We start from the raw sequence: 21,263 nt of genomic DNA, 5'->3' as shown, positions 1-21,263 counted from the left end.
GTTACAGCCGCGGGTCCACGGCCTCCGACTCCATCGCGAGGACGCCGAACACGCATTGGTGAATGCGCCACGTCGGCTCTCCTGCCACTGCTCGACGCAGCGCCTCGAGCCCTAGGGCGTACTCGCGCAGCGCCATCGACCGTTTCAATCGGAGGTTGCGGTTCTTGAGCCGGGCGAGGGTCGCCGCTTCGGTGTAGTCGGGGCCGTAGATGATTCGCAGATACTCACGACCGCGGACTTTGAGCCCCGGCTGGACGAGGCCCTTCGGTCCGCGGACGAGATTGTCGAGCGGCTTGACGACCATTCCCTCGCCGCCGCTCGCGGTGAGGTCCTCCCACCAGCTGACGCCTGCTGCGCGCGACGATGCATCGGCTGTCTCCACGACGAGGCGTCGGGTGGGCCGGAACAACTCCGGGTCGGAGGCGACCAGGCGATCCGCAATGCCGAGGTGCCACTCGTGATCGCGGGTCTCATACGTCGCGGCATCCGTGGCGAGAAGTTGGAAGGGCGCCACCTGGATTCCCAACGGAGTGTCGATCGGTTGCACGTGGTGACGATAGGAGTCGACGAAGCGGTCGGCGTTGGCGGCGCGCGACCGCACCCTGGTGAGCAGATCATCGACATCGATTCCGCGCGCGGCTGCGACCGCCAGTACGTCGACCGCCGCCGGCAGTGCGTGCGTCGCCGCGGCGCCGACCCGGGCGTACTGGCTGCGAATCATGGCCTCCGCCTTCGCAGTCCACGGCAGCAGTTCAGCGTCGACGAGTATCCAGGTCGCGTCGAGGTCCGTCCACACACCGGCGCGGGTCACGGCATCGGCGATCCGCGACAGCAGTTCCGTCTGCCGTTCGTCGGAGAAGAAGGCGCGTCCGGTCCGCGAATGGATGCAGCCGGACCCGTCGCGCGCCACCCGGACGATCCCACGGGACCCCATGTGCTTCTCTTCGCAGACCACCCGGCCGATCGAGTGCTTCGCGTAGAATCCGAACGCCTCATCCGGGTGCTCCAGCAGTCCATCGCGCGACGAGCTGTCCACCGGCGACATCGTCGGCGGCAAGTAGAGCAGCTCGGCCGGCGGAATCGCGAATCTGCTCATCACCTCCAAGGCGCCGGCGGCGGTCTCGTCTCGCAAGGACACCCGACCCATGTGATGGGTGTCGACCACGCGCTGACCGAGGACGTCGGTCAGGGTCAGCACCTCGGGGCGGCGCGGCGGCGGGACCAGCGGACGGACGGGTTCGTAATACGTCGCTCGTGCCTGTTCGGACACCACCTCGCGCTCGGGGTAGCGCAGTGCCGTGAGGCTGCCGCCGAAGACACATCCCGTGTCCAGGCACATGGTGTTGTTGACCCACTCGGTCTCGGGCACCGGAGTATGTCCATACAACACTGTTGCCGCGCCTCGATATTCAGTCGCCCACGGGTAACGGATCGGCAGACCGAACTCGTCGGTCTCGCCGCTCGTGTCGCCGTATAGTGCGAACGCCCGCACCCGCCCGGACGCCCGGCCGTGATACTTCTCGGCCAATCCCGCGTGCGCGACCACCAGCCTGCCGTCGTCGAGTACGTAGTGCGCGACGAGACCATCGCAGAATCGCCGCACCTCGGCGACGAACTCAGTGTCCTCTGCGGCCAGCTGATCCAGTGTCTCCTGCAGGCCGTGTGTGGGCTTGACGTCTTTACGGCCAAGAGCACGCACGAGTTTCGCCTCGTGATTGCCCGACACACACAGCGCATTGCCGGCAGCCACCATGCCCATCACCAGGCGCAGCACGCCCGCGGAGTCCGGACCGCGGTCGACGAGATCGCCGACGAAGACTGCTCGGCGGCCATCCCGGTGCGCGGCGTCCACGCAGCGTCCCTCGTCGTCGCGGACGACCGCATATCCCAATCGCTCGAGCAACGCCACGAGCTCGTCGCGGCAACCATGTACGTCGCCGATCACATCGAACGGGCCGCGCTCGTCTCGGCGGTCGTTGAACAGACGCGTCCGCACGATCGACGCCGATGAAACGGCTTCGACAGAATCCAGGACGTGGATCGTGCGGAACCCTTCCCGTTTGAGGCTGCGTAGCGACCTTCGTAGCTGGTCATGCTGACGCTTCACGACGTGCGCGCCGAAGTCCCGATCCGGCCGAGCGGCGTTGCGCTCCAGCGCCAGTGCGACCGGAACGTCGAGGACGATCGCCACCGGGAGGACATCGTGCTCCTTGGCCAGCGCCAACAACGACTTACGCGCGGACGCCTGCACATTGGTGGCATCGACGACGGTGAGCCGGCCGCGGTCGAGTCGCTTGCCGACGATGTACTCGAGCACATCGAACGCATCCGACGTCGCGCCCTGTTCATTGGGGTCATCCGAGACCATCGCTCGGCAGTCGTCACTGGACACGACTTCCGTCGGAAGAAAGTGGCCGGCCGCGAAGGTCGACTTGCCGGAACCCGTCGTACCGATCAGGACGACCAGGGACAGTTCCGGAATACTGAGCTCGGTCATGCGTTTGCCCGTCCCGTCGACAGTTGTGCAAACACAGCCATCTGCGTCGGCGGCCCGATCGCGTCGTCGTGCTCGCCCACCGGTCTGAAATCGACGACATAGCCGTAGGATTCACACACCGCACCGGCCCAGGTCTCGAATTCCCGGCGCGTCCACTCGAAACGGTGGTCCGGGTGTCGAAAGCCGCCGTCGACCAGAGCCGGGTACCGCACGTTGTACTCGCTGTTGGGTGTCGTGACGACGATGCGGCGGGGCCGCATCGTCCCGAAGACGTTGTCGACGACCGCCGGGAGCCGTGCTGGATCGATGTGTTCGATGACCTCCATGAGAATTGCCAGATCGAGGCCTTCGAGGCGATCGTCCTCATACTGCAGCGACGACAGCAACAATGTGAGGCGCTCGGATTGACGCTCGGTCATCCGGTCGACATGCAGCCGATTGGCCGCCTTCGACAGGGACGAGTCGGACACATCTGTGCCGATCACCCGTGTCACGCCGCGCAATTCGAGCAACGCACCGAGCAGAGCTCCCGACCCACATCCGAGGTCGACGATCGTCGCCGGTCGGTACTCGCGCACGACGTCCAGAACCGCGTCGTGCCTTGTCCGCACCAGCGGGCGCGAGACATCGGGATCGTCGTCTTCCGCGGCGTCCTCGACCGGCCGGTCGTCCAGTTCGACCAACCGTTGTGTGGCAGCATCTTTCAGCCCGCGCTGGTGGGCCAGGTAGCGATGGGTGATCAGCTCCCGCTCCGGATGGCCGGCCAACCATCCCGATCCGGCGCGGACGAGCTTGTCCACCTCGTCGTCACCGACCCAATAATGTTTGGCATCGTCGAGTACCGGCAGCAAGACGTAGAGGTGATTGAGTGCCGCGGCCAGACGAAGCGATCCGACGAGGGCCAGGGACACGAGCGGCGCATCACCCCAATCGGGTCGCGTGGCATCCAGCTCGATGGCCTCGGCGGTGACAGTCCAACCCATGGGTTCGAAAAGGCGGCACAACAGGGAGGGATCGCCCGGGACCACCGGTAGGGTGATCGTCAGATCCAACTTCGAGTCCGCAAGCTCTTGGCGACTCGCGCAGCGCCCATGGAGCGCAGACCGGAAGACCTTTCCCATCGCCACTGCCAGCAACGACGAGGCGACGTAGGGCCGATCGTTCACGTACTGGCCCAACGCGAACCCGTCGCGCGTCCCGGATCGTCCTCGCACCAACGCAACCGGGTCGACCTCCACCAGGAGCGCGGCTGTGCAGCGAACATCGGTGACCTCGGGGTAGAAGACGTGCGCCGTTCCGCCGTACACGTCGAAGGGCTGCACCTTCTCCGGATGCTTGTGCAGCAGAAAGCCCAGATCGCTCGGGGTCTCGAGCGTGGATGAACGTTCGGCCGAGATGGCCAACAGCATCAGGACAGTCTGACCTACTGCGCATTGCCGGGAAACAGATTTCTGGGCGGCGGCCCTTCGAGGCTCGTCGCTTGCGCTCCTCGCACCTCAGGGAGCAATGGAGCGTCGCCTCTTGCGGGTTTGAGGAGCCGAGGATCGCTGCACTAAACCACCGCAGGGTCGTGTCAGGCGGAGGCGTCGCTGAGCGCGCGTACGACGAGATGCAGTGCGGCAGTGGTGGTCAGCGACCGGACACGATCGCGGCCACCGGGGAATCTGCGGGTGACGGTGACCGTGGGCCGGTCTCGTAGAGCCATCCCGAAGCACACGGTGCCCACCGGTTTCGTCTCGGTGCCGCCACCGGGACCGGCCACTCCGGTGGTCGACACCGCGACATCGGTTCCGAACCGTGCGAGCGCACCCTCGGCCATCGCGGCGGCGACCTCCTCGCTGACGGCTCCGTGCGTGGCGATGAGCTCGGCCGGGACGTCGAGCAGATCCGACTTGGCGTCGTTGGAGTACGACACCACGCCGCCCATCACATAGGCCGAGGAGCCGGGCCGGTCGGTGAGCCGGGCCGCGACGAGTCCGCCGGTGCACGATTCGGCAGTCGCGATCAGTCGCCCGTCCAAGGCGTCGACCAGGAGATCGTCGATCGTGGAGCCGTCGGTCGAGAAGATCTGCCGCCCATGATGTTCGACGAGGAGGTCGAGGAGGGAGTCGTAGACCGACGCATCAGCTGCGGCGAATCGGGTGACCATGTCGAGTTCGCCTCGCCGCAGGCAGGTGGTGATCTCGAGCTGCCCGAAGGCGGGGATCGCGGTCTCCGCCGATCGCAGCGTCTCGGCGAGTTCCGCTTCGAGGAGACCGTAGGCGCGGACGGTCGCCTGACGCAGATCGTCGGCGCGGGACAGGACGTCGGCGACAGCCGCCGTGGCGATCGCGGTCGGCCACATCGCCTGCAGCTCCGAGGGCGGGCCGGGCAGGACGACGATCGTCGGCACGCCGGCCGCCGCGGGGATGACGACACCCGGCGCGGTGCCGGTCGGTGGTACCGGAACCGCCCCCACCGGTACCAGGGCCTGCTTGCGGATACCCGCCCTCGTCGGGCCGGAATCGACGTCGAATCCGATCCCGCGCCAACGCTGGATGATCGCGGCGATGTGCTCCTCGAGTCCGGGATCGAGGAGTAGTTCGCGGCCGCAGAACTCGGCGACGGTGGCGACGGTGAGGTCGTCGGCGGTGGGGCCGAGCCCGCCGCTGGTGACGATCAGATCCACCTGCTGCTCGGCGAGGAAGCGCAGTTGCGCGGTGAGGTCGGCGGGACGGTCGCCGCAGATCGTGATGTGGGCGACGTCCACCCCGAGTTCGAGGAGTTCCTCGGACAGCCAGGGCCCGTTCTGGTCAGTGATCCGGCCGGTGAGGACTTCGGTTCCGGTGACCACGATGCCTGCGCGCACACTCACGCCATCGAGCCTAGTAGGCCACCGACGCAGAACGCGCCCCCGTCAGAGGGCGCGTTCCACGGTTCGGTGCGCACTGCGCGGAGAATGTCAGGCCTTCTCGGCCTTGGCCTTCTCCTGGGCGGACGACCGGGCGGGGTTGGCCTGGTCATCGGCCTTCGGATCGGATTCGTCCTGCTTCTCGGTCACACCGGACTTGATCCGCGCACCGATGTCGGGGTCGACGCGATGCCAGTATTCAAACGCACGCTGGAGGATCGGTTCGGAGACACCGTTGAGGAGGTGCCCGACGACGTTGTCCACGAAACGTTCGCGCTGCTCGTCGTCGAAGACCTCCCGGACCATCGTCCCCGCTTGGCCCCAGTCGTCGTCCTCGGGATGGTCCACGTAGGCGCTGCGCAGGATCTCCCCGTTCGCCGCCCACTGCGGTTCGCCCTGGCCGGGATACAGCGCCGACGGGCCGCCCTTGGAATTGGGTGCGTAGACCGGGTCGGGGACGTTGTGGATGCGCATCGCCCCGTCCTTGGAGTACGAATGCACTTCGTTCTTCGGCGCGTTCACCGGGATCTGCTTGTAGTTGCCGCCGATCCGGTGGCGATGGGCGTCGGCATAGGAGAACACGCGCGCGAGCAGCATGCGGTCGGGGCTGAAACCGATACCCGGCACGACGTTGTTCGGCTCGAACGCGGCCTGCTCGATCTGCGTGTGGTGATCGACCGGATTGGTGTGCAGGGTCATCTTGCCGACCTCGATGAGCGGGTAGTCGCCGTGCGGCCACACCTTCGTCAGGTCGAACGGGTTGAAGCGGTAGCTCACCGCGTCGTCGAAGGGCATCAGCTGCACCTTGAGAGTCCAGCTCGGATGGTTGCCCGCCGCGATGTTCTCGAACAGGTCCCGGGTGTGGAAATCGGTGTCCGCAGAAGCCATCTGGTCGGCCTCGTGCTGGGTGAGGTGCTCGACTCCCTGGTCGGACTTGAAATGGTATTTGACCCAGTGCTTGACACCTTCGGAATTGACCCACAGGTAGGTGTGCGAGCTGTATCCGTTCATGTGGCGCCAGGTCTTGGGAATCCCCCGATCGCCCATCAGCCAAGTCACCTGATGCGCCGACTCCGGCGAGAGCGTCCAGAAGTCCCACTGCATGTCGTGATCGCGAAGGTTGTTGTCCTGACGGCGTTTCTGCGAACGGATGAAGTGCTGGAACTTCATCGGGTCCTTGACGAAGAAGACCGGCGTGTTGTTGCCGACCATGTCGTAGATGCCTTCGTCGGTGTAGAACTTCAGTGCGAAACCACGCGGGTCACGCCAGGTGTCGGGGCTGCCGCGCTCGCCGGCAACGGTCGAGAACCGGGCCACCATCTCGGTTTTCACGCCAGGTTGGAACAGTGCGGCACAGGTGTAGGCCGAGACGTCCTGCGTCGTCTCGAAAGTGCCGAAAGCGCCGCTGCCCTTGGCATGCGGCTGGCGCTCGGGGATGCGCTCGCGATTGAACTGGGCCATCTGCTCGATCAGGTAGTGATCGTGCAGGACGATCGGGCCGCCGGCGCCAACCGTCAGGGAGTGTTCGTCACTCCCCGCGGGTGCTCCCGAATCCCGGGTGGTGAACAGAGAATCGTCGGACATATCGCCTCCGAGAGGTCGTCGTATCCGTGCATGACAAGCGGACCCGAGGGCTGCAGGTCCGTTCCGCCGATCCTACGCCGACGGCGTCGGCGGGACGCCGATCCCGAATTCCCGCAACACCGCCTCGGTGTGCTGTCCGAGAGCCGGTACCGGACCCATCGCGAGCTCGACGTCGTCGAAGGTCAGCGGCGGAAGCAGCGCCCGTACCGGGCCGACCTCGGTGTCCACCTCGCGCCAGCGGTCGCGCTCACTCAGCTGCGGATGCGCGACGACGCCTTCGAGGTCGCGGATCTCGGCCGCGGGAATGCCCGCGTCGGCGAGGCGACGGTCGAGCTCGTCGGTGGTGAAGCGTTTGGTCTCGGCGCCGATCGCGGCGTCGACCTCGGCTCGCCGGGCGACCCGCTCGATGTTGGTGCGATAGCGGGGGTCGTCGGCCAGATCCGGGCGCTCGAGGGCCACGCGGGTGAGCGTGTCCCAGCCGCGGTCGTTCTGGACGCCGATGAGGATGTCGCCGTCGGCGGTCGGGTACTTGTCGTAGGGCACGATCGCCGCATGGCCGAGCCCGGCACGGGCGATCTGCCGGCCACCGTACAGGCGCATGTACATCGGGTGGCCCATCCATTCGACCGTGGCGTCGAACATGGCCACCGAGACGCGCGCGCCGACTCCGGTGGTGGCGCGTCGGAACAGCGCCGACAGTACGGAGGTCAGTGCGTACATACCGGCTGCGATGTCGGAGGTCGGGATACCCGTCTTGGACATCTCGTCGGGCGTCCCGGTCACCGAGATCAGCCCGGCCTCGGCCTGCACCAGCATGTCGTAGGCCTTGCGGTCGCGATACGGTCCGGCGTCGCCGTATCCGGACATGTCGACGACGACGAGCTCGGGATGGTCGGCGCGCAGATCGTCGGCGGCGAGTCCGAGCCGGGCGGCCGCCCCGGGAGCGAGATTCTGGACGAAGACGTCCGCGCCGGCGATCAGGGTTCGGATCGCGTGGCGTCCGTCCTCGCTCTTGAGGTCGAGCGCGACCGACTCCTTGCCGCGGTTGAGCCACACGAAGTGCGAGGCGGCGCCGCCTCGCACCGCCGCGTCGTACTGCCTCGCGAAGTCCCCGTCACCGACCCGTTCCACCTTGATGACCCGGGCGCCGAGATCGGCGAGGTGCCGGGTGGCCAGCGGTGCGGCGACGGCCTGCTCGAGCGCCACCACGGTGATGCCCTCGAGGGGCAGAAGTCCTTCGTCCGGAGTCACCGGCCAAGGATCGCCGACGGTGCCATGCCCGGTCAACGAGACCCCTCGCCGGCCTCGGGATCGTTCGTGGCCTCGGTGAGGCGATGCAGCAGATACGTGAGCGTCCGGATGTCGTCGGGGTCCCATTGGGCCAACCGTGCCCGCCAATCGGTGACCGCCGAGGCGAGCACGGCGTCGACGCGTTCACGACCGTGTTCGGTGAGGGTGACCACGCGGGCGCGGGCATCGCGCGGGTCGGGGTGCCGCTCGGCGAGCCCGAGGCGCACGATCGCGTCGATCTGCCGCGTCACCGTCGACTTCTCCATGCCGACGGCGGTGACCAGATCCGACATCGGCATCGAATGGTGCCGGGCCAGCACGGTGATGAGCGGGTAGCACGACGGGTCCAGCCGCGGGTCGATGGCGCGGGCGCGCAACCGGGTGCGCACCCGGCCCCGTCGCCAGAAATCGGTGAGTTCGGCCTCGAGGCCGCTGATCGGATCCGGGCCGGTGGGGTCGTCGGCCGACGCGGTCATCTCCGAACCCATGCCGGTCAGGTTACCCAGCCGGGGTGGGGGAGGCGACGTCGGACGACTCCCGCACGTGGTGCACGATCGACAGGTGACCTCTGCACCGCGCACCAAGCCGAACGCCTGGGAGTACGTGAAGTACGCCTACTGGGCGCGTCTGCCGAAATCGATGCTCGGCTGGGTGACCAACGACCTGGCCGGCCCGGGTGCGTCGGTACGCATGGTGGTCCGCTGGGCGGTGCCGTGCATCATCGTGCTGACCCCGATGCTGTTCGTCCCGGCCGACTGGGGCGTCCGGATCACGATGACCATGCCGATCCTGCTGGCCTACCTCTTCTTCTCGATCGCGTTGAACCGGGTCTACCGCCGTCACCGGCTCGTCCAGCACGGACTCGATCCCGACCTGGTGAACAAGCTCGAACGAGAGAAGAACTCGGACCTCTACGACGAGTACCACCGCAAGTACCGCGGTGAACGACGCCGCCCGTCGAACTAGGCCGAGACGGCGCCGGCGTTCAGTACAGGTAGTCCTCGCCGCTGGCCCGGACCGTCACGTCGGACAGACTGATGCCCCACGGCTGGTCGATGACATGCACGACCGCCCGGGCGAGATCCTCCGGGGTGATCAGCCAGTACTTCACCGAGTCGACGTCGACGAGCTCGTCGGGCAGCGTGCCCTGCATCAGCTCCGTGATGTGCTCGCGGTACGACGCCGCACGTTGCCCGACGATCCCGCGGATCGCGCGGTCGTTGACGATCCAGCTCGCCAGGTTGGTGCCGGCCACGCCGGTCGGTTTGACCGTCGTCACCTTGATCTTGCCCTTGGCCTCGATGCGTAAGGAGTCCGACAGCGTCGTCACGGCGGCCTTGGTCGCGCTGTAGACACCCGAGCCCTCGAAGCCGCCGTTGCCGTAGATCGACGCGATGTTGACCACCTGACCCCGGCCCTGTGCGATCATCTGGTCGTACACCGCCGAGATGCCGTTCACGACGCCTTTGATGTTGATGTCGATGGCCCGGTGCCACTTCTCCCAGGCCCGCTCGTGGTCGGCGAAGAACGCCAGCGGCATCACCCCGGCGTTGTTGACGATCACGTCGATCGCACCGAACCGGTCGACGGCCGCCGCCGCGGCGCCCTTCATCTGGTCCATGTCGGTGACGTCGGCGACGTGTGCGACAGCCGACCCGCCGGTGGCGGTGATGCCGTCGGCGACCGCGGTGAGCCCGTCGGAGTCGATGTCCACACCGACGATGTGAGCGCCCTGTGCCGCGCACATCTCCGCGATCACCTTGCCGAAACCGCCTCCGGCGCCGGTGATGATGATGGTCTTGCCCTGCAGATGATCAGACATGCAACTCCCCGCCCGCGACAAATGGTCGCGTCATCCTAGCGTTCCGTTGCCGCCTGCTCGGCGAACTCCCCGTCCTCTCTTCGCTCTTCGGCACTCGGCCACGATCCCGACCAGGTCCACGCGAGCGCGGCGCGCCGCACTCACGCCCGCGCATCGGCCGTACACCGATGGCGGCCCTACCCACGCCCGCGACGATTCAGTCACATGACTGAAGGGCTTGTCAAGGGTTGCGTCGGCGATGTCCCCGATCACCGCTGGTCACCGAAGTGGCCCTTGACACATAGGTCGTCCATGACAAATCCTGTGTCGCGACGGCCACGCCCCGGTCCGTCCCGCGCGGCGTCCTCGACCCGCGACCACGGTCTCCACCGTTTCTTGAGCTGCCGAATCATCAAGCACCCGGCGCCATCTCGCGCCGAACGACAGGAGAACCATGACCGGGGTATCACCGACGAGACGTACCTTCCTGCGAGCGGCGGCGATGACCGCGGCGGGTTCGGCGGCCGCTGCCGTCACCGGAGCCGGACCGGCGTCGGGAGATCCATCGCGACGTATCCGGCGGACACGCGAAGAGCATCGGGTGGTGATCGTCGGCTCGGGATTCGGCGGTGGCGTCGCGGCCCTCCGGCTCGCGCAAGCCGGCGTGCCGGTCCTGTTGCTCGAGCGGGGTCGGCGGTGGCCGACGGGTCCGAACTCGGAAACCTTCCCGCGTGCGTCGAGTCCGGACAAGCGGATCCTGTGGCACGAGTCGACCCCGAACCTCTTCGGCAAGCCGCTGAGCGTCGAACCCTATGTGGGACTGTTCGAGTCGGTCGCGGGCGTCAACATGACCGCACTCTGCCCGGCCGGCCTCGGCGGTGGTTCCCTTGTCTACCAGGGCATGACACTGCAACCGAGCGAGGCGGTGTTCAACGAGCACTTCCCGAACGCACTCGACTGGCAACTGATGAACCGTGTGCACTACCCGCGGGTCGCGCGGATGCTGAAGGTCGCGGTGGCGCCCGACTCGGTGGTGCGTTCCCCGCAATACCTGGCACCGCGACAGTTCGCGAAACGAGTTCGGGCCGAGGGCCTTCCGCTGCAGAAGATCCCGATGCCGATCGACTGGGGGTATGCCGCGGCCGAGCTGCGTGGCGAGATGAAGCCCGCCTACACCAACGGCGACGGCGCCATCGGCGTGAACAACGGTGGCAAGCACAGCGTCGACGTCACCTATATCCGCGAGGCCGAGGCGACCGGGCGGGTTCAGGTCCGAACCCTGCACACCGTGCGGCAGGTCGCCCGCCGACCCGACGGCCGATGGTCCCTCGAGGTCGAACGAACCGACGAGTCCGGGAAAGTGTTGGAGCACAACGAACTGATCGCAGGGACACTCATCCTGTCGGCGGGCAGCGTGAACACGACCAAGCTGTTGGTGAAGGCGCGCGCGACCGGAACCGTGCCGGGCCTGCCCGACGGGGTGGGGCACGGATGGGGCACCAACGCCGACCGGATCTACACCTGGACCAGCCCCAGTATCGACTTCGGGACGGTACAGGGCGGACCGGTGGTCTTCGGCAGCCCCAACTGGAGTGATCCGAAGAGCGCGTTCACCGTCATCCAGGCATCGCTGCCGCCACTACCCGTGTACGCCGGCACCACGATGATGGTCGGCTTCGGGGTGAGCTCGGGACGTGGCGTCATCTCCTACGACTCGGCGATCGGAGATTCGGTGATCCGCTGGCCACACGAGGGCGATTCGGAGATCCAGACCAAGCACATCGACCGGACCGTGCGCCGGATCGCCGGACCCGACGCCGTCCTGACGGACACCAATGCGGTGTTCCCCTCGACCTGGCACGCGCTCGGCGGGGCCAACATGGGTGCGGTGTGCGACCTCGAGGGGCGCGTCCACGGCCAGCGCGGGCTCTACGTCATCGACGGCGCACTCATGCCGGGCAACACCGCGGCCTGCAATCCGTCGATGACCATCGCGGCGGTCGCCGAGCGCGCTCTCGACCGGATCGTCGCCCGGGATGTCGGCACGGTCATCTGATCACCGGGAGGCGGCCGGCGCGAGCCACATCCCGGTCAGCGCATCGACGACCAGGTCGCGCTCGTGCTCCCATGGGGCTGTTCGAGTCCCGCCGTCCTCGGCGGCCCGTTCGATGTCGGCGAGCGCGTTGACGATCATGTGGCGCGTCAGGTTGTTGCGCACTTCGAGCACGTCGTCGGGAAAGGTCGGCAAGGTGGCGTAGAACCGGTCGAGGATCGTCATGAGGACCTCCGATCGCGCGGTCTCCTCATAGAGCAGGGCGGTCGCGGACGGATCGCTCGACACCTGGGCGAAGAACCGGGCGAAGTAGCTCGGCGCACCGATCTGTGCGAGGTACTCGACCTCGGGCCCGACGAGGCAGCGGAGCCAGTCGCGGACCCCGGGGTCGGGTCCGACCTCCGACAGGCATTTCTGGCGAAGCCGCTCGATCGGGACGTTGTGCGACGTCAGGGTTGCGCGGAGGAGATCGTCCTTGGAACCGAAGTGATGGCCGACGGCATAGTTGTTGCCCTGACCGGCCGCCTTGCTGATCTGGCGACTGGACACGGCCGCGACCCCGTTCAGGGCGATCAGTTTCTCGGCCGCCTCGATGAGCAGCGCACGGGTGCGGGCAGACTGCTCCGTCTTGCCTTCGCTCATGGATCGATGATGCCCTACCGTCGCCGATCGAGACGCCGGGATGGTGGCCTGTCCGACTCGCCGAAACACCGCAAAGCGGTCAGTGCCGTACGGAGGTGCGTCGACGCGACACGCGAACCGACCCCGGCTGCGCGGGAAGTCGCAGCGCGAGTGGTCATCCGGGCCTAAGGTGGATCGACGAACGTCCGGATGATCCACCGTCCGACCGACCGCCGGTCGCAGGACCCGACTGTTAGGGGACCAGATGGCGACTGCGCCTCCGGCCACGGCGAACCTGCGAGAACTGACGCTCCGAGGTGCCGTCCTCGGTGGCATCATCACGCTGGTCTTCACGGCCGCCAACGTGTACCTCGGACTCAAGGTGGGCCTCACGTTCGCCACCGCGATCCCGGCCGCCGTCATCTCGATGAGCATTCTGCGGTACTTCGCCAACCACTCGGTGGTCGAGAACAACATCGTCCAGACGATCGCGTCCGCCGCCGGCACGCTGTCGGCGATCATCTTCGTCATACCCGGTCTGGTCATCATCGGATGGTGGACGGGCTTCCCGTACTGGATCACGGTGGCGGTCTGCGCGATCGGCGGAATCCTCGGCGTCATGTACTCGATCCCGCTACGGCGCGCGCTGGTCACCGGCTCCGACCTGCCCTACCCGGAAGGCGTTGCGGCAGCAGAGGTACTGAAGGTCGGCGATTCCGCGGGCGGCGCCGCGGAGAACAAGGCCGGCCTGCGCACGATCGTCATCGGTTCGCTCGCGTCGGCCGGTTTCGCCCTGCTCACCAAACTCCAGGTCCTCAGCGATTCGATCTCGACGACGATCAGGATCGGCACGGGCGGAACGTTGTTCAGTGCCGGGTTGTCGATGTCGCTGATCGGCATCGGCCATCTCGTCGGGATCACCGTGGGCATCGCCATGCTCGTCGGGGTGGTGATCTCCTACGTCGTACTGCTGCCCATCGAGACCCAGGGGCGCACGGCGGGGGAGGATTTCGGCGACGCCGTCAGCTCGATCTTCGCCAACGACGTGCGACTCATCGGGGCCGGGGCGATCGCCATCGCGGCCGTCTGGACGCTGATCAAGGTCATCGGTCCGATCGTGCGGGGAATCCGGGCGGCCATGGTCTCCTCGCGATCGCGTCGGGAGGGGGTCACGGTCGACATCACCGAGCGGGACATGCCGATCAACATCGTCGGCGGCAGCATCCTCGTGCTGCTCATCCCGATCGGAATCCTGTTGTGGGACTTCGTGCGCGACACGGTTCTGGAGGGCAGTGCCACCGGGATCATCGTGGTCAGCATCGTCTTCGTGTTCGTCATCGGACTGGCGGTCGCGTCGGTGTGCGGGTACATGGCGGGCCTGATCGGGTCGTCGAACAGCCCCATCTCCGGCGTGGGCATCCTGGTGGTTCTCATCGCCGCACTGCTCGTGAAGCTGACCTTCGGGCCGGCGGACGACTCGCAGACCGACGCGCTCATCGCCTACACGTTGTTCACGGCCGCGGTCGTCTTCGGCGTCGCGACCATCTCCAATGACAACCTGCAGGACCTCAAGACCGGTCAACTCGTCGGGGCGACACCGTGGAAACAGCAGGTGGCGCTGATCATCGGCGTGCTGTTCGGGTCGGCCGTGATCCCGCCGATCCTGCAGCTGATGTACGAGGCCTTCGGGTTCGTCGGCGCGCCGGGTGCCACCGAGGACGCGCTCGCGGCACCGCAGGCCGGGCTGCTGACGACCCTCGCGCAAGGTGTCCTCGGGGCGGACCTGAACTGGGGACTCGTCGGAATCGGCGCCCTGATCGGCGCGGTGGTGATCGTGATCGACGAACTCCTCGGTCGCGCAGGGCGTTTCCGGCTGCCGCCGCTGGCTGTCGGGATGGGTATGTACCTGCCGATGTCGGTGGTCCTGATCATCCCGATCGGCGCCTTCATCGGTCACTACTACAACCGGTGGGCCGAACGCAGCGGCGGCGCAGTGGAACACAAGAAGCGGATGGGTGTCCTGCTGGCCACCGGTCTGATCGTCGGCGAGGCGCTCTTCGGCGTGGTCTTCGCCGGGATCGTGGCGACCACAGGGGATGACTCGGCGCTGGCGATCGTCGGCGACGGCTTCGGGACCTGGGCACAGATCCTCGGCGTCATCGTGTTCGCCGCGACCATCGCCCTCCTCTACGACCGTGTCCGCAAGATCGCAACCGCGAGCGGGACGTCGTCGACGACCGCCGGCACTCCGACGGACTGACATGGCAGAGGGAACACTGACACGTGCGATCGACGACTTCACGGCCGGTGCCGAGCATCTGACGCGGTTGGTGGACCTGATCGCCGACGATCGCTGGGACGGACCCGGTCTCGGCGAATGGTCGTTGCGATCGCTCGTCGGACACGCGAGCAGATCGCTGACGACGGTCGTCACCTACCTGGCCGAGCCCGGTGGTGATGTCGAATTGACCTCGACCGCGGCCTATTTCGCATCGATCCGCGGTTACGGAGACCCCGCGTCGGTCCGACAGCGAGGAGTGGACGCCGGGCTATCCCTAGGGAACGATCCGCGCGCCGGGGTCCGGGAGCGGCGCGCACAGGCCGTCGACGCCCTTGCGGGAACGGGGGATCGGCCCCTGACGACGCCGTTCGGCGGCATCATGCTGTCCGACTACCTGCCCACCCGGACCTTCGAACTCGCGGTGCACGGTCTCGACATCTCGCGGGCGATCGGTTCCGATCTCCCGCTGCCGGCCGAGGTGCTGGCGTCAGCGCTGTCGACGGCGGCCGCCACCGCACTGCTCACCGGTCAGGGCGAGCAGGCGTTGCTCACCCTGACCGGCAGGGAATCTGCACCGTTGTCCGTCGTCTGACGTCCCCGACGGGGCGGTCAGCTCGCGACGTTCGTGCGCGCGAACTCGGCGACGATCGCGGCGTTGAAGGCGGCGAGGTCGTCGGGCTTGCGGCTGGTGATCAGCACGTTGTCCCCGTCGCGGCATGTCACGACCTCCTCGTCGACCCAGGTGCCGCCGGCGTTGATGACGTCGGTGCGCACACTCGGGAACGACGTGAGGGTGCGGCCGCGGACAACGTCCGCCTCGATCAGGGTCCAGGGCGCGTGGCAGATGGCCGCGACCGGCTTGCCGGCATCGAAGAAGCTGCGCACGAAGCGGACGGCGGGCTCCGAGGTTCGCAGGAAATCCGGGTTCGCGACACCGCCCGGCAGGACCAGCGCGTCGAAGTCCATCACGCGGGCGTCCTCGAGAGGGGTGTCGACGGGGAAGGTGTCGGCCTTGTCGAGGTGGTTGAACGCCTGCACCGTGCCGGAGTCGGTGGACACCAGGACGGGCTTGCCGCCGCACGCCTCGACCGACTTCCACGGTTCGGTGAGTTCGACCTGCTCGGCGCCCTCCTGGGCGACCAGGAAAGCGATGGTGGTGCCGTTCAGTTCTTCGGCCATGGCCGTGTACCTCCTTGTACGCGCCGACTACGGCATCGGCGCCTCGTCGGATCCGGTACCCGCGGGCGTCGTGCACCAAACGGTCACACCCCGCCCGGGCATGACCCGGGCGGGGTGTGTTGAATGTCCCCGGACGAAGACTGGGAGGTAGTGGTGGGTGGTTTCGACGGCCTCGCGACGCTGGTCCATCTGGCACGTGGTGGACAGATCGGCGAGTCCCACGAGACGCCGCACACGGTGATCGCCGACGGACCGCACCGCACGCTGCGGCGGTACGGCACCGACGACGAGGTGATCGCAACCGTCGGCACGGGACGGCGACCGGTGCTGCTGATCCCGCCGCTCGCGGTGTCCACATCGTGCTACGACCTCGCCGACGGGCTGTCGGTGGTGCAGTTCCTCCTGTCGACCGGCCGGGTTCCGTACGTACTCGACTTCGGCGACATGACCCGCGCCGACCGACACCTCGGGTTCGCCGACTTCTTCGACGACATCGTCCCCGGGGCCGTCGCCGCGACCGTCGCAGACTTCTACGGCAGCGCCGATGACCCGGCCGCCGGAACGTCGCGGGATCCCGCGGGGGTCGATCTGCTCGCGTGGAGTATCGGCGGGACGATCAGCCTGTTGACCGCTGCCGCGCACCCAGATCTGCCGGTGGCGTCGGTCGTCGCGGTCGGGACGCCTCTCGATTACTCCAAGGTCCCGCCGTATCCACTGGTCAAGACGCTGATGAAACCGGTCGGCACCGCGCCGGTGACGATGGCGCTGCGAGCGCTCGGCGGGATCCCCGCGCCGCTGGTCCGCCTCGCCTATCGAGGCACGGCCTGGCAGCGCGAACTCAAGAAGCCGGGCTACATCCTGCGCAACGCCGACGACACCGACGCCCTCGTGCGGATGAAGGCCATCGACCGTTTCCAGGAGACGATGCCCGGTTATCCCGGCAAGGTGTCCGAGCAGATGTGGGAGAACTTCATCATGCGCGGTGAGCTGGCCGACAGCGTGCTCGACTTCGGCGGGCGCGTCGTCGACCTCGCCGATGTCGATGTCCCGGTCGCCTTGTTCGGTAGTCACCGGGATGCGATCGTCAGCTGGGCCGCGGCCCACCACGGCGTGGAGCTGCTGTCCGGGGCGCCACGCGTCGAGTTCACCACGGTGGAGACCAGTCACCTGGGTCTGATCGCCGGGTCGGCTGCGGTCGAGCAGACGTGGCCCCGCATCGACGAGTTCTTGACGTCGGTGCACGCAGTTCGTAGATGAAAAAACCTTCATCTTCGACTCATGGACGGCTCACCGGCGTCCGCCAGAGTCGTTGACATGAACTTCTCACGAGTACTCGCCACCATCGCCCTCGGTGCGCTCGCGGTTGCCGTCGTGACCGCCAGCTTCTTCCTCATCCGTTCGCCCGAGCCCAGCCTGGCCTCCGACGCCGTGTCCGTGGATGTGTCGTCGCAGACACCCCAGATTCCGACGCCTCAGGCCCAGACCCCGCCTGCCCCGGCGCCGGTTCCCCAGATCCCGGCCGGGGCTCCGGTGCAGCGGGCCGTCCCGCCGAACCTGAACTCCGATGACGACGACTGGTGTGACCCGCGCGCGGCCCATCGTGACGACGACTGCGACGACGACTGGGATGACGCCTGGGACGATCAGAACGACGACTGGGACGACCAGGGCGACGACTGGGACGATGACATCGATGACGACCAGGACGACTGACGACGCGAAACCGAATCCAGCCGAGAGTGCGGGTGTGCGTCAGCGCCCCGCGCTCTCGGCGCGTTGGCGTATCACGGCCTGGATCATGCTCACCACGTTCCTGCTGCTGGTGGTGGTGTTCGTGGTGACGCGCAACCTGCTGCTCCGCGACGTGGACACCCGCGTGAACAACTACGTCGCGCAGGAGGCCAGTGAGTTCCGGACGTTCGCGGCCGAGGGGGTCGACCCGACGACCACCGAACCGTTCACCTCGGTGTCACGGTTGCTCGAGGTGTTCCTGTCGCGGCAATCGGCCGGCGAGGGGGAGGTCATGGCCGGCGTCGTCGGCGACACCGAGATCCTCGAACTGCCGGGTAATGCCTGGCCGGAGCCGGGCGAGGGACGCCGTGTGCTCGACGAACTGCGCGCCCAGAGCGGGGCGGCCGGGGTGCTGATGACCGCTCATGGAGAAATTCGTTGGGGCAAGGTCGATCTGGAGCCGGCCGGTGGTGGGTCGGCCGATCCGGCGTCCGAGGCGGCGCAACCGGGGACGTTCATCGTGGGCATCTACACCGACCCGGGGCGGGAACTGGTGGACCGCACGATGCGAGTCCTCGCGATGGTCGGGTTGGGCGGGATGATCGTCACCACCGGTGTGGCCTATCTCGTCGCGGGACGGATCCTTGCTCCGGTCCGGAGCGTGCGGATGGTCGCCGCGGAGATCAGCGAGAACGACCTCACCGCGCGCGTGCCGGTCATCGGCCGTGATGACGTGGCCGCGCTGGCCCAGACCTTCAACGCGATGCTGGACCGGATCGAGGACGCGTACACGACGCAGCGGCAGTTCGTCGACGACGCCGGGCACGAGCTACGGACGCCGATCACGGTGGTGCGCGGTCATCTCGAGTTGTTGCCCGACGATCCGGAGGAGAGGCGCAAGACCCTCGATCTCGTGGACAGCGAGCTGGGGCGGATGGGCCGCATCGTCGGCGATCTGCTCATGCTGGCGAAGTCGGAGCAACCCGACTTCGTGGCGGCCAGGCCGACCGACGCGGCTCAGCTGATGCTCGACATCGAGTCCAAGGTGCAACCGCTCGGTGACCGGCAGTGGTTGCTCATGGAGGTCGCCGAGGGGCCGTGCACCGTCGATCACGAGCGGATCACCCAGGCGATGCTGCAGTACGCCTCCAACGCGGTTCGGCACACCCGTGCCGGTTCCGTCATCCAGCTGGGCTCACGCTTCGCCGGCGTCGGAGAGCAGCGGCATCTGTCCATCTGGATCACCGACGACGGCCCGGGCGTCGAGCAGCAGGACGCGGCGCGGATCTTCGAGCGCTTTCAGCGCGGGCGGTCGGCGTCGGCGCCTCAGCACGCGGCCGGCGCCGGGTTGGGACTGGCGATCGTGCGGGCCATCGCCGACGCCCATCACGGAATCGCCTGGGTACGTAGCATTCCCGGGCACGGCGCCACGTTCGGCATCGACGTCCCGGTTCCCGACACGACCCCCTACACCGATGCAGCGCCGTCGGTGCCAGCAGAAGGAGAGCGGCGATGAGCCGGGTTCTGATCGCCGAGGACGACGCGCGGATCGCCTCGTTCATCGGCAACGGACTGCGTGCGGCCGGGTACAGCACCGAGCACGTGTCCGACGGCTTGTCGGCGCTCGAGGCCGTGCGCAGCGGCGGTTTCGACATGGTCGTCCTCGACATCGGTCTCCCGGCGATGGATGGCTTCGATGTCCTGTATTCCATGCGCGGCGAGGGGATCACGACGCCGGTCGTGGTACTCACCGCCCGGGACAGCGTGAGCGACACGGTGAACGGCCTCGAGGGCGGTGCCAATGACTACATGACCAAGCCCTTCCAGTTCGCCGAACTGCTCGCCCGCATCCGGCTACGACTCGTCGACGACTCGGCCGTCGCGTCGGAGAACCTGTTGTCCGCCGGGGACCTGCGTCTGGATCTGAAGTCCAGGCGCGCCCGGGTGGGGACGGAGACGTTCGACCTCACCGCTCGCGAGTTCGCGTTGCTGGAAGTGTTTCTGCGGCATCCGGATCAGGTGCTGTCACGCGAGCAGATCCTCGGTCACGTGTGGGGTTACGACTTCGACCCGGCGTCGAATGTGGTCGACGTCTACGTGCGCGCCCTGCGGAACAAGATCGGTTCTCACCGATTGGAGACGGTGCGCGGCATGGGGTATCGGCTACGCGCGTCGAACTAGTCGCTCCTCACTCCGGTGCGACACTGAGCCAGTCGGCGAACCCGGAGGGGTCGTGCCGGCCGAGTGCCCCGTGCTCGAAGAGTCCCCAACCGGTGCGGGTGGTGCCGTCGGACTCCCGGCATTCGGCGCGTCCGACGTGATCGATCACGCCGAACGGCATGCGACCGACGATCTCGGCACTGTTCATGTCGTAGGTGCGGCGTTCGGTGAAGTCCGTTCCGCGCCAGGCGCCGTGGGTCCAGTCGGGGTCACCGCCGTAACCGCCGCCCACATGAATGGGCACGGGCAGCAGGGACTCCACCTCGAGGGTGACGGGCGCCCCTCCCGCTCCGGTCGTGGAAATCGTTGCGCCGGTGGGTACCCGGGTCCCAGGCGCGTAGTGGACGGTGACGTTCGGCCAACCGAGCTGTTCGACGTGGCCGTCCTTCCAGACCCGCGAACAGTCGTTGAGACTTCGGTAGCCGTCGGGATCCTCCTGGATGATGAAGACCAGCTGGAAATCGTCGAAGGTCATCGGAATGTACAGCCACCACATGCCCTCGAACGGTGGGTCCGACGGCCGGCCCGCCGGCTCGGGCTCGCCGACCGGCCGGATTCCCCACGACCGATCGCGGGTCCCGACCCAGGTCGACGGGTCCACCGCGATCTCCTCGCCGTCGACGGTGATCGACCCGCGCCACGTACCTACCTGTGCGAAGCGCTGCGCGTCGAGGGTGACCTTCGCACCCTGCCGCATCACGTGCGGCTGCTCGAGAAGGGCGTCGAACAGGCCCTCCCAGCGCAGATCGAGCGCGATGCCCTCGGTCTCGTCCAGCGTCAGGTGCAGGGCGCGAAGCGGCTCGTCGACGGCCAGTGAGTAGTTGCCGACGCGCTGCTCGAGACGGTTGTCGTCGATCGAGTCACTCAGGTGCACCGCGGTCTGGGTGTCGGTGCCGTCGGGCCGGCGGCGCCGGATGAGGACGAACGCATCCTTGACACCGAGGTTGGGGTAGTACCCGATGCCGGTGATCAGGAAGACGGTGCCGCTGCGGTCGTGCGCGTTCAGGTAGGCCCGGTCGTAGAAGTTGCGATCACTGTTGCCCGGCCAGGCGATCGGTTGTGGCAGTTGGTGAATGGGGTACTCGTCCATCGGCCCCAGGCCGCGTCGGCTCATGT

18 protein-coding genes are annotated in these 21,263 nt (G+C 67.4%); 8 read left to right on the top strand and 10 right to left on the bottom strand.

The annotated features are described in order from the left end of the window. Position 1: 1 nt before the first annotated feature. From AS181_RS17435 to AS181_RS17410, 6 genes are all read right to left on the bottom strand, one after another. The gene (locus AS181_RS17435; RefSeq protein ID WP_058252805.1) at positions 2 to 2,497 is read right to left on the bottom strand and encodes a polynucleotide kinase-phosphatase; all 2,496 of its coding nucleotides are present in this window, start codon (positions 2,495 to 2,497) and stop codon (positions 2 to 4) included. After that, positions 2,494 to 3,906 carry a 3' terminal RNA ribose 2'-O-methyltransferase Hen1 gene (locus tag AS181_RS17430; protein WP_058252804.1) on the bottom strand — a complete coding sequence of 471 codons (1,413 nt, stop codon included), beginning with the start codon at positions 3,904 to 3,906 and terminating at the stop codon, positions 2,494 to 2,496. Before AS181_RS17430 ends, AS181_RS17435 begins: the two co-directional genes overlap by 4 nt. Before the next feature lie 164 nt (positions 3,907 to 4,070). Beyond that, positions 4,071 to 5,351 carry a competence/damage-inducible protein A gene (locus tag AS181_RS17425; RefSeq protein ID WP_058252803.1) on the bottom strand — a complete coding sequence of 427 codons (1,281 nt, stop codon included), beginning with the start codon at positions 5,349 to 5,351 and terminating at the stop codon, positions 4,071 to 4,073. Positions 5,352 to 5,438: 87 nt separating this feature from the next. Then, positions 5,439 to 6,971, bottom strand: a complete 1,533-nt coding sequence (locus AS181_RS17420) for a catalase (RefSeq protein WP_058252802.1) — start codon at positions 6,969 to 6,971, stop codon at positions 5,439 to 5,441. Between the two features lie 72 nt (positions 6,972 to 7,043). Then, positions 7,044 to 8,222 carry a CaiB/BaiF CoA transferase family protein gene (locus AS181_RS17415; RefSeq protein ID WP_058252801.1) on the bottom strand — a complete coding sequence of 393 codons (1,179 nt, stop codon included), beginning with the start codon at positions 8,220 to 8,222 and terminating at the stop codon, positions 7,044 to 7,046. A 32-nt stretch (positions 8,223 to 8,254) separates the two neighbouring features. Then, positions 8,255 to 8,749, bottom strand: coding sequence for a MarR family winged helix-turn-helix transcriptional regulator (locus tag AS181_RS17410; protein ID WP_058252800.1), 495 nt, complete (start codon positions 8,747 to 8,749; stop codon positions 8,255 to 8,257). Positions 8,750 to 8,804: 55 nt separating this feature from the next. Here AS181_RS17410 and AS181_RS17405 point away from each other — a divergent pair, with 55 nt between their 5' ends. After that, complete coding sequence (locus AS181_RS17405) at positions 8,805 to 9,227, top strand: DUF5313 domain-containing protein (RefSeq protein WP_058252867.1); 423 nt, start codon at positions 8,805 to 8,807, stop codon at positions 9,225 to 9,227. A 19-nt stretch (positions 9,228 to 9,246) separates the two neighbouring features. Here AS181_RS17405 and AS181_RS17400 read toward each other — a convergent pair whose 3' ends face one another. After that, positions 9,247 to 10,083, bottom strand: a complete 837-nt coding sequence (locus AS181_RS17400; protein ID WP_058252799.1) for an SDR family oxidoreductase — start codon at positions 10,081 to 10,083, stop codon at positions 9,247 to 9,249. A 433-nt stretch (positions 10,084 to 10,516) separates the two neighbouring features. Here AS181_RS17400 and AS181_RS17395 point away from each other — a divergent pair, with 433 nt between their 5' ends. Beyond that, entirely contained in the window at positions 10,517 to 12,118 is a 1,602-nt protein-coding gene (locus AS181_RS17395; RefSeq protein ID WP_058252798.1) for a GMC oxidoreductase, read from the top strand. Here AS181_RS17395 and AS181_RS17390 read toward each other — a convergent pair whose 3' ends face one another. Continuing rightward, positions 12,119 to 12,757, bottom strand: coding sequence for a TetR/AcrR family transcriptional regulator (locus tag AS181_RS17390; RefSeq protein WP_058252797.1), 639 nt, complete (start codon positions 12,755 to 12,757; stop codon positions 12,119 to 12,121). It abuts the gene before it with no gap. 244 nt (positions 12,758 to 13,001) lie between these two features. Here AS181_RS17390 and AS181_RS17385 point away from each other — a divergent pair, with 244 nt between their 5' ends. Continuing rightward, positions 13,002 to 14,996 (top strand): OPT family oligopeptide transporter, encoded by a 1,995-nt coding sequence (locus AS181_RS17385; RefSeq protein WP_058252796.1) that lies wholly within the window; start codon positions 13,002 to 13,004, stop codon positions 14,994 to 14,996. A gap of 1 nt (position 14,997) precedes the next feature. Then, a complete protein-coding gene (locus tag AS181_RS17380; RefSeq protein ID WP_058252795.1) occupies positions 14,998 to 15,609 on the top strand; it encodes a maleylpyruvate isomerase family mycothiol-dependent enzyme in 612 nt (203 codons plus the stop codon). 17 nt (positions 15,610 to 15,626) lie between these two features. Here AS181_RS17380 and AS181_RS17375 read toward each other — a convergent pair whose 3' ends face one another. Beyond that, positions 15,627 to 16,196, bottom strand: a complete 570-nt coding sequence (locus AS181_RS17375) for a type 1 glutamine amidotransferase domain-containing protein (protein ID WP_058252794.1) — start codon at positions 16,194 to 16,196, stop codon at positions 15,627 to 15,629. A gap of 153 nt (positions 16,197 to 16,349) precedes the next feature. Between AS181_RS17375 and AS181_RS17370 the strand changes: the two genes are divergently transcribed. From AS181_RS17370 to AS181_RS17355, 4 genes are read left to right on the top strand one after another with little or no spacing between them, the layout of a single operon-like run. After that, on the top strand, positions 16,350 to 17,453 hold the full coding sequence (locus tag AS181_RS17370; RefSeq protein ID WP_082652966.1) for an alpha/beta hydrolase: 1,104 nt from the start codon (positions 16,350 to 16,352) through the stop codon (positions 17,451 to 17,453). Positions 17,454 to 17,510: 57 nt separating this feature from the next. Further along, positions 17,511 to 17,909 (top strand): hypothetical protein, encoded by a 399-nt coding sequence (locus tag AS181_RS17365; protein WP_231742521.1) that lies wholly within the window; start codon positions 17,511 to 17,513, stop codon positions 17,907 to 17,909. Then, entirely contained in the window at positions 17,890 to 19,443 is a 1,554-nt protein-coding gene (locus AS181_RS17360; RefSeq protein ID WP_058252791.1) for a sensor histidine kinase, read from the top strand. Before AS181_RS17365 ends, AS181_RS17360 begins: the two co-directional genes overlap by 20 nt. Next, entirely contained in the window at positions 19,440 to 20,108 is a 669-nt protein-coding gene (locus AS181_RS17355) for a response regulator transcription factor (RefSeq protein ID WP_058252790.1), read from the top strand. Before AS181_RS17360 ends, AS181_RS17355 begins: the two co-directional genes overlap by 4 nt. Before the next feature lie 7 nt (positions 20,109 to 20,115). On the opposite strand, the gene AS181_RS17350 is transcribed toward AS181_RS17355, so the two are convergent. After that, positions 20,116 to 21,261 (bottom strand): hypothetical protein, encoded by a 1,146-nt coding sequence (locus tag AS181_RS17350; protein ID WP_058252789.1) that lies wholly within the window; start codon positions 21,259 to 21,261, stop codon positions 20,116 to 20,118. Between the last annotated feature and the right edge of the window lie 2 nt (positions 21,262 to 21,263).

It is taken from the genome of Gordonia sp. SGD-V-85 (assembly GCF_001456905.1).
GTDB lineage: Bacteria > Actinomycetota > Actinomycetes > Mycobacteriales > Mycobacteriaceae > Gordonia > Gordonia hongkongensis.
The sequence above is the reverse complement of the archived record's forward strand: the minus strand, read 5'-3'. Positions and strand labels throughout refer to the sequence as shown.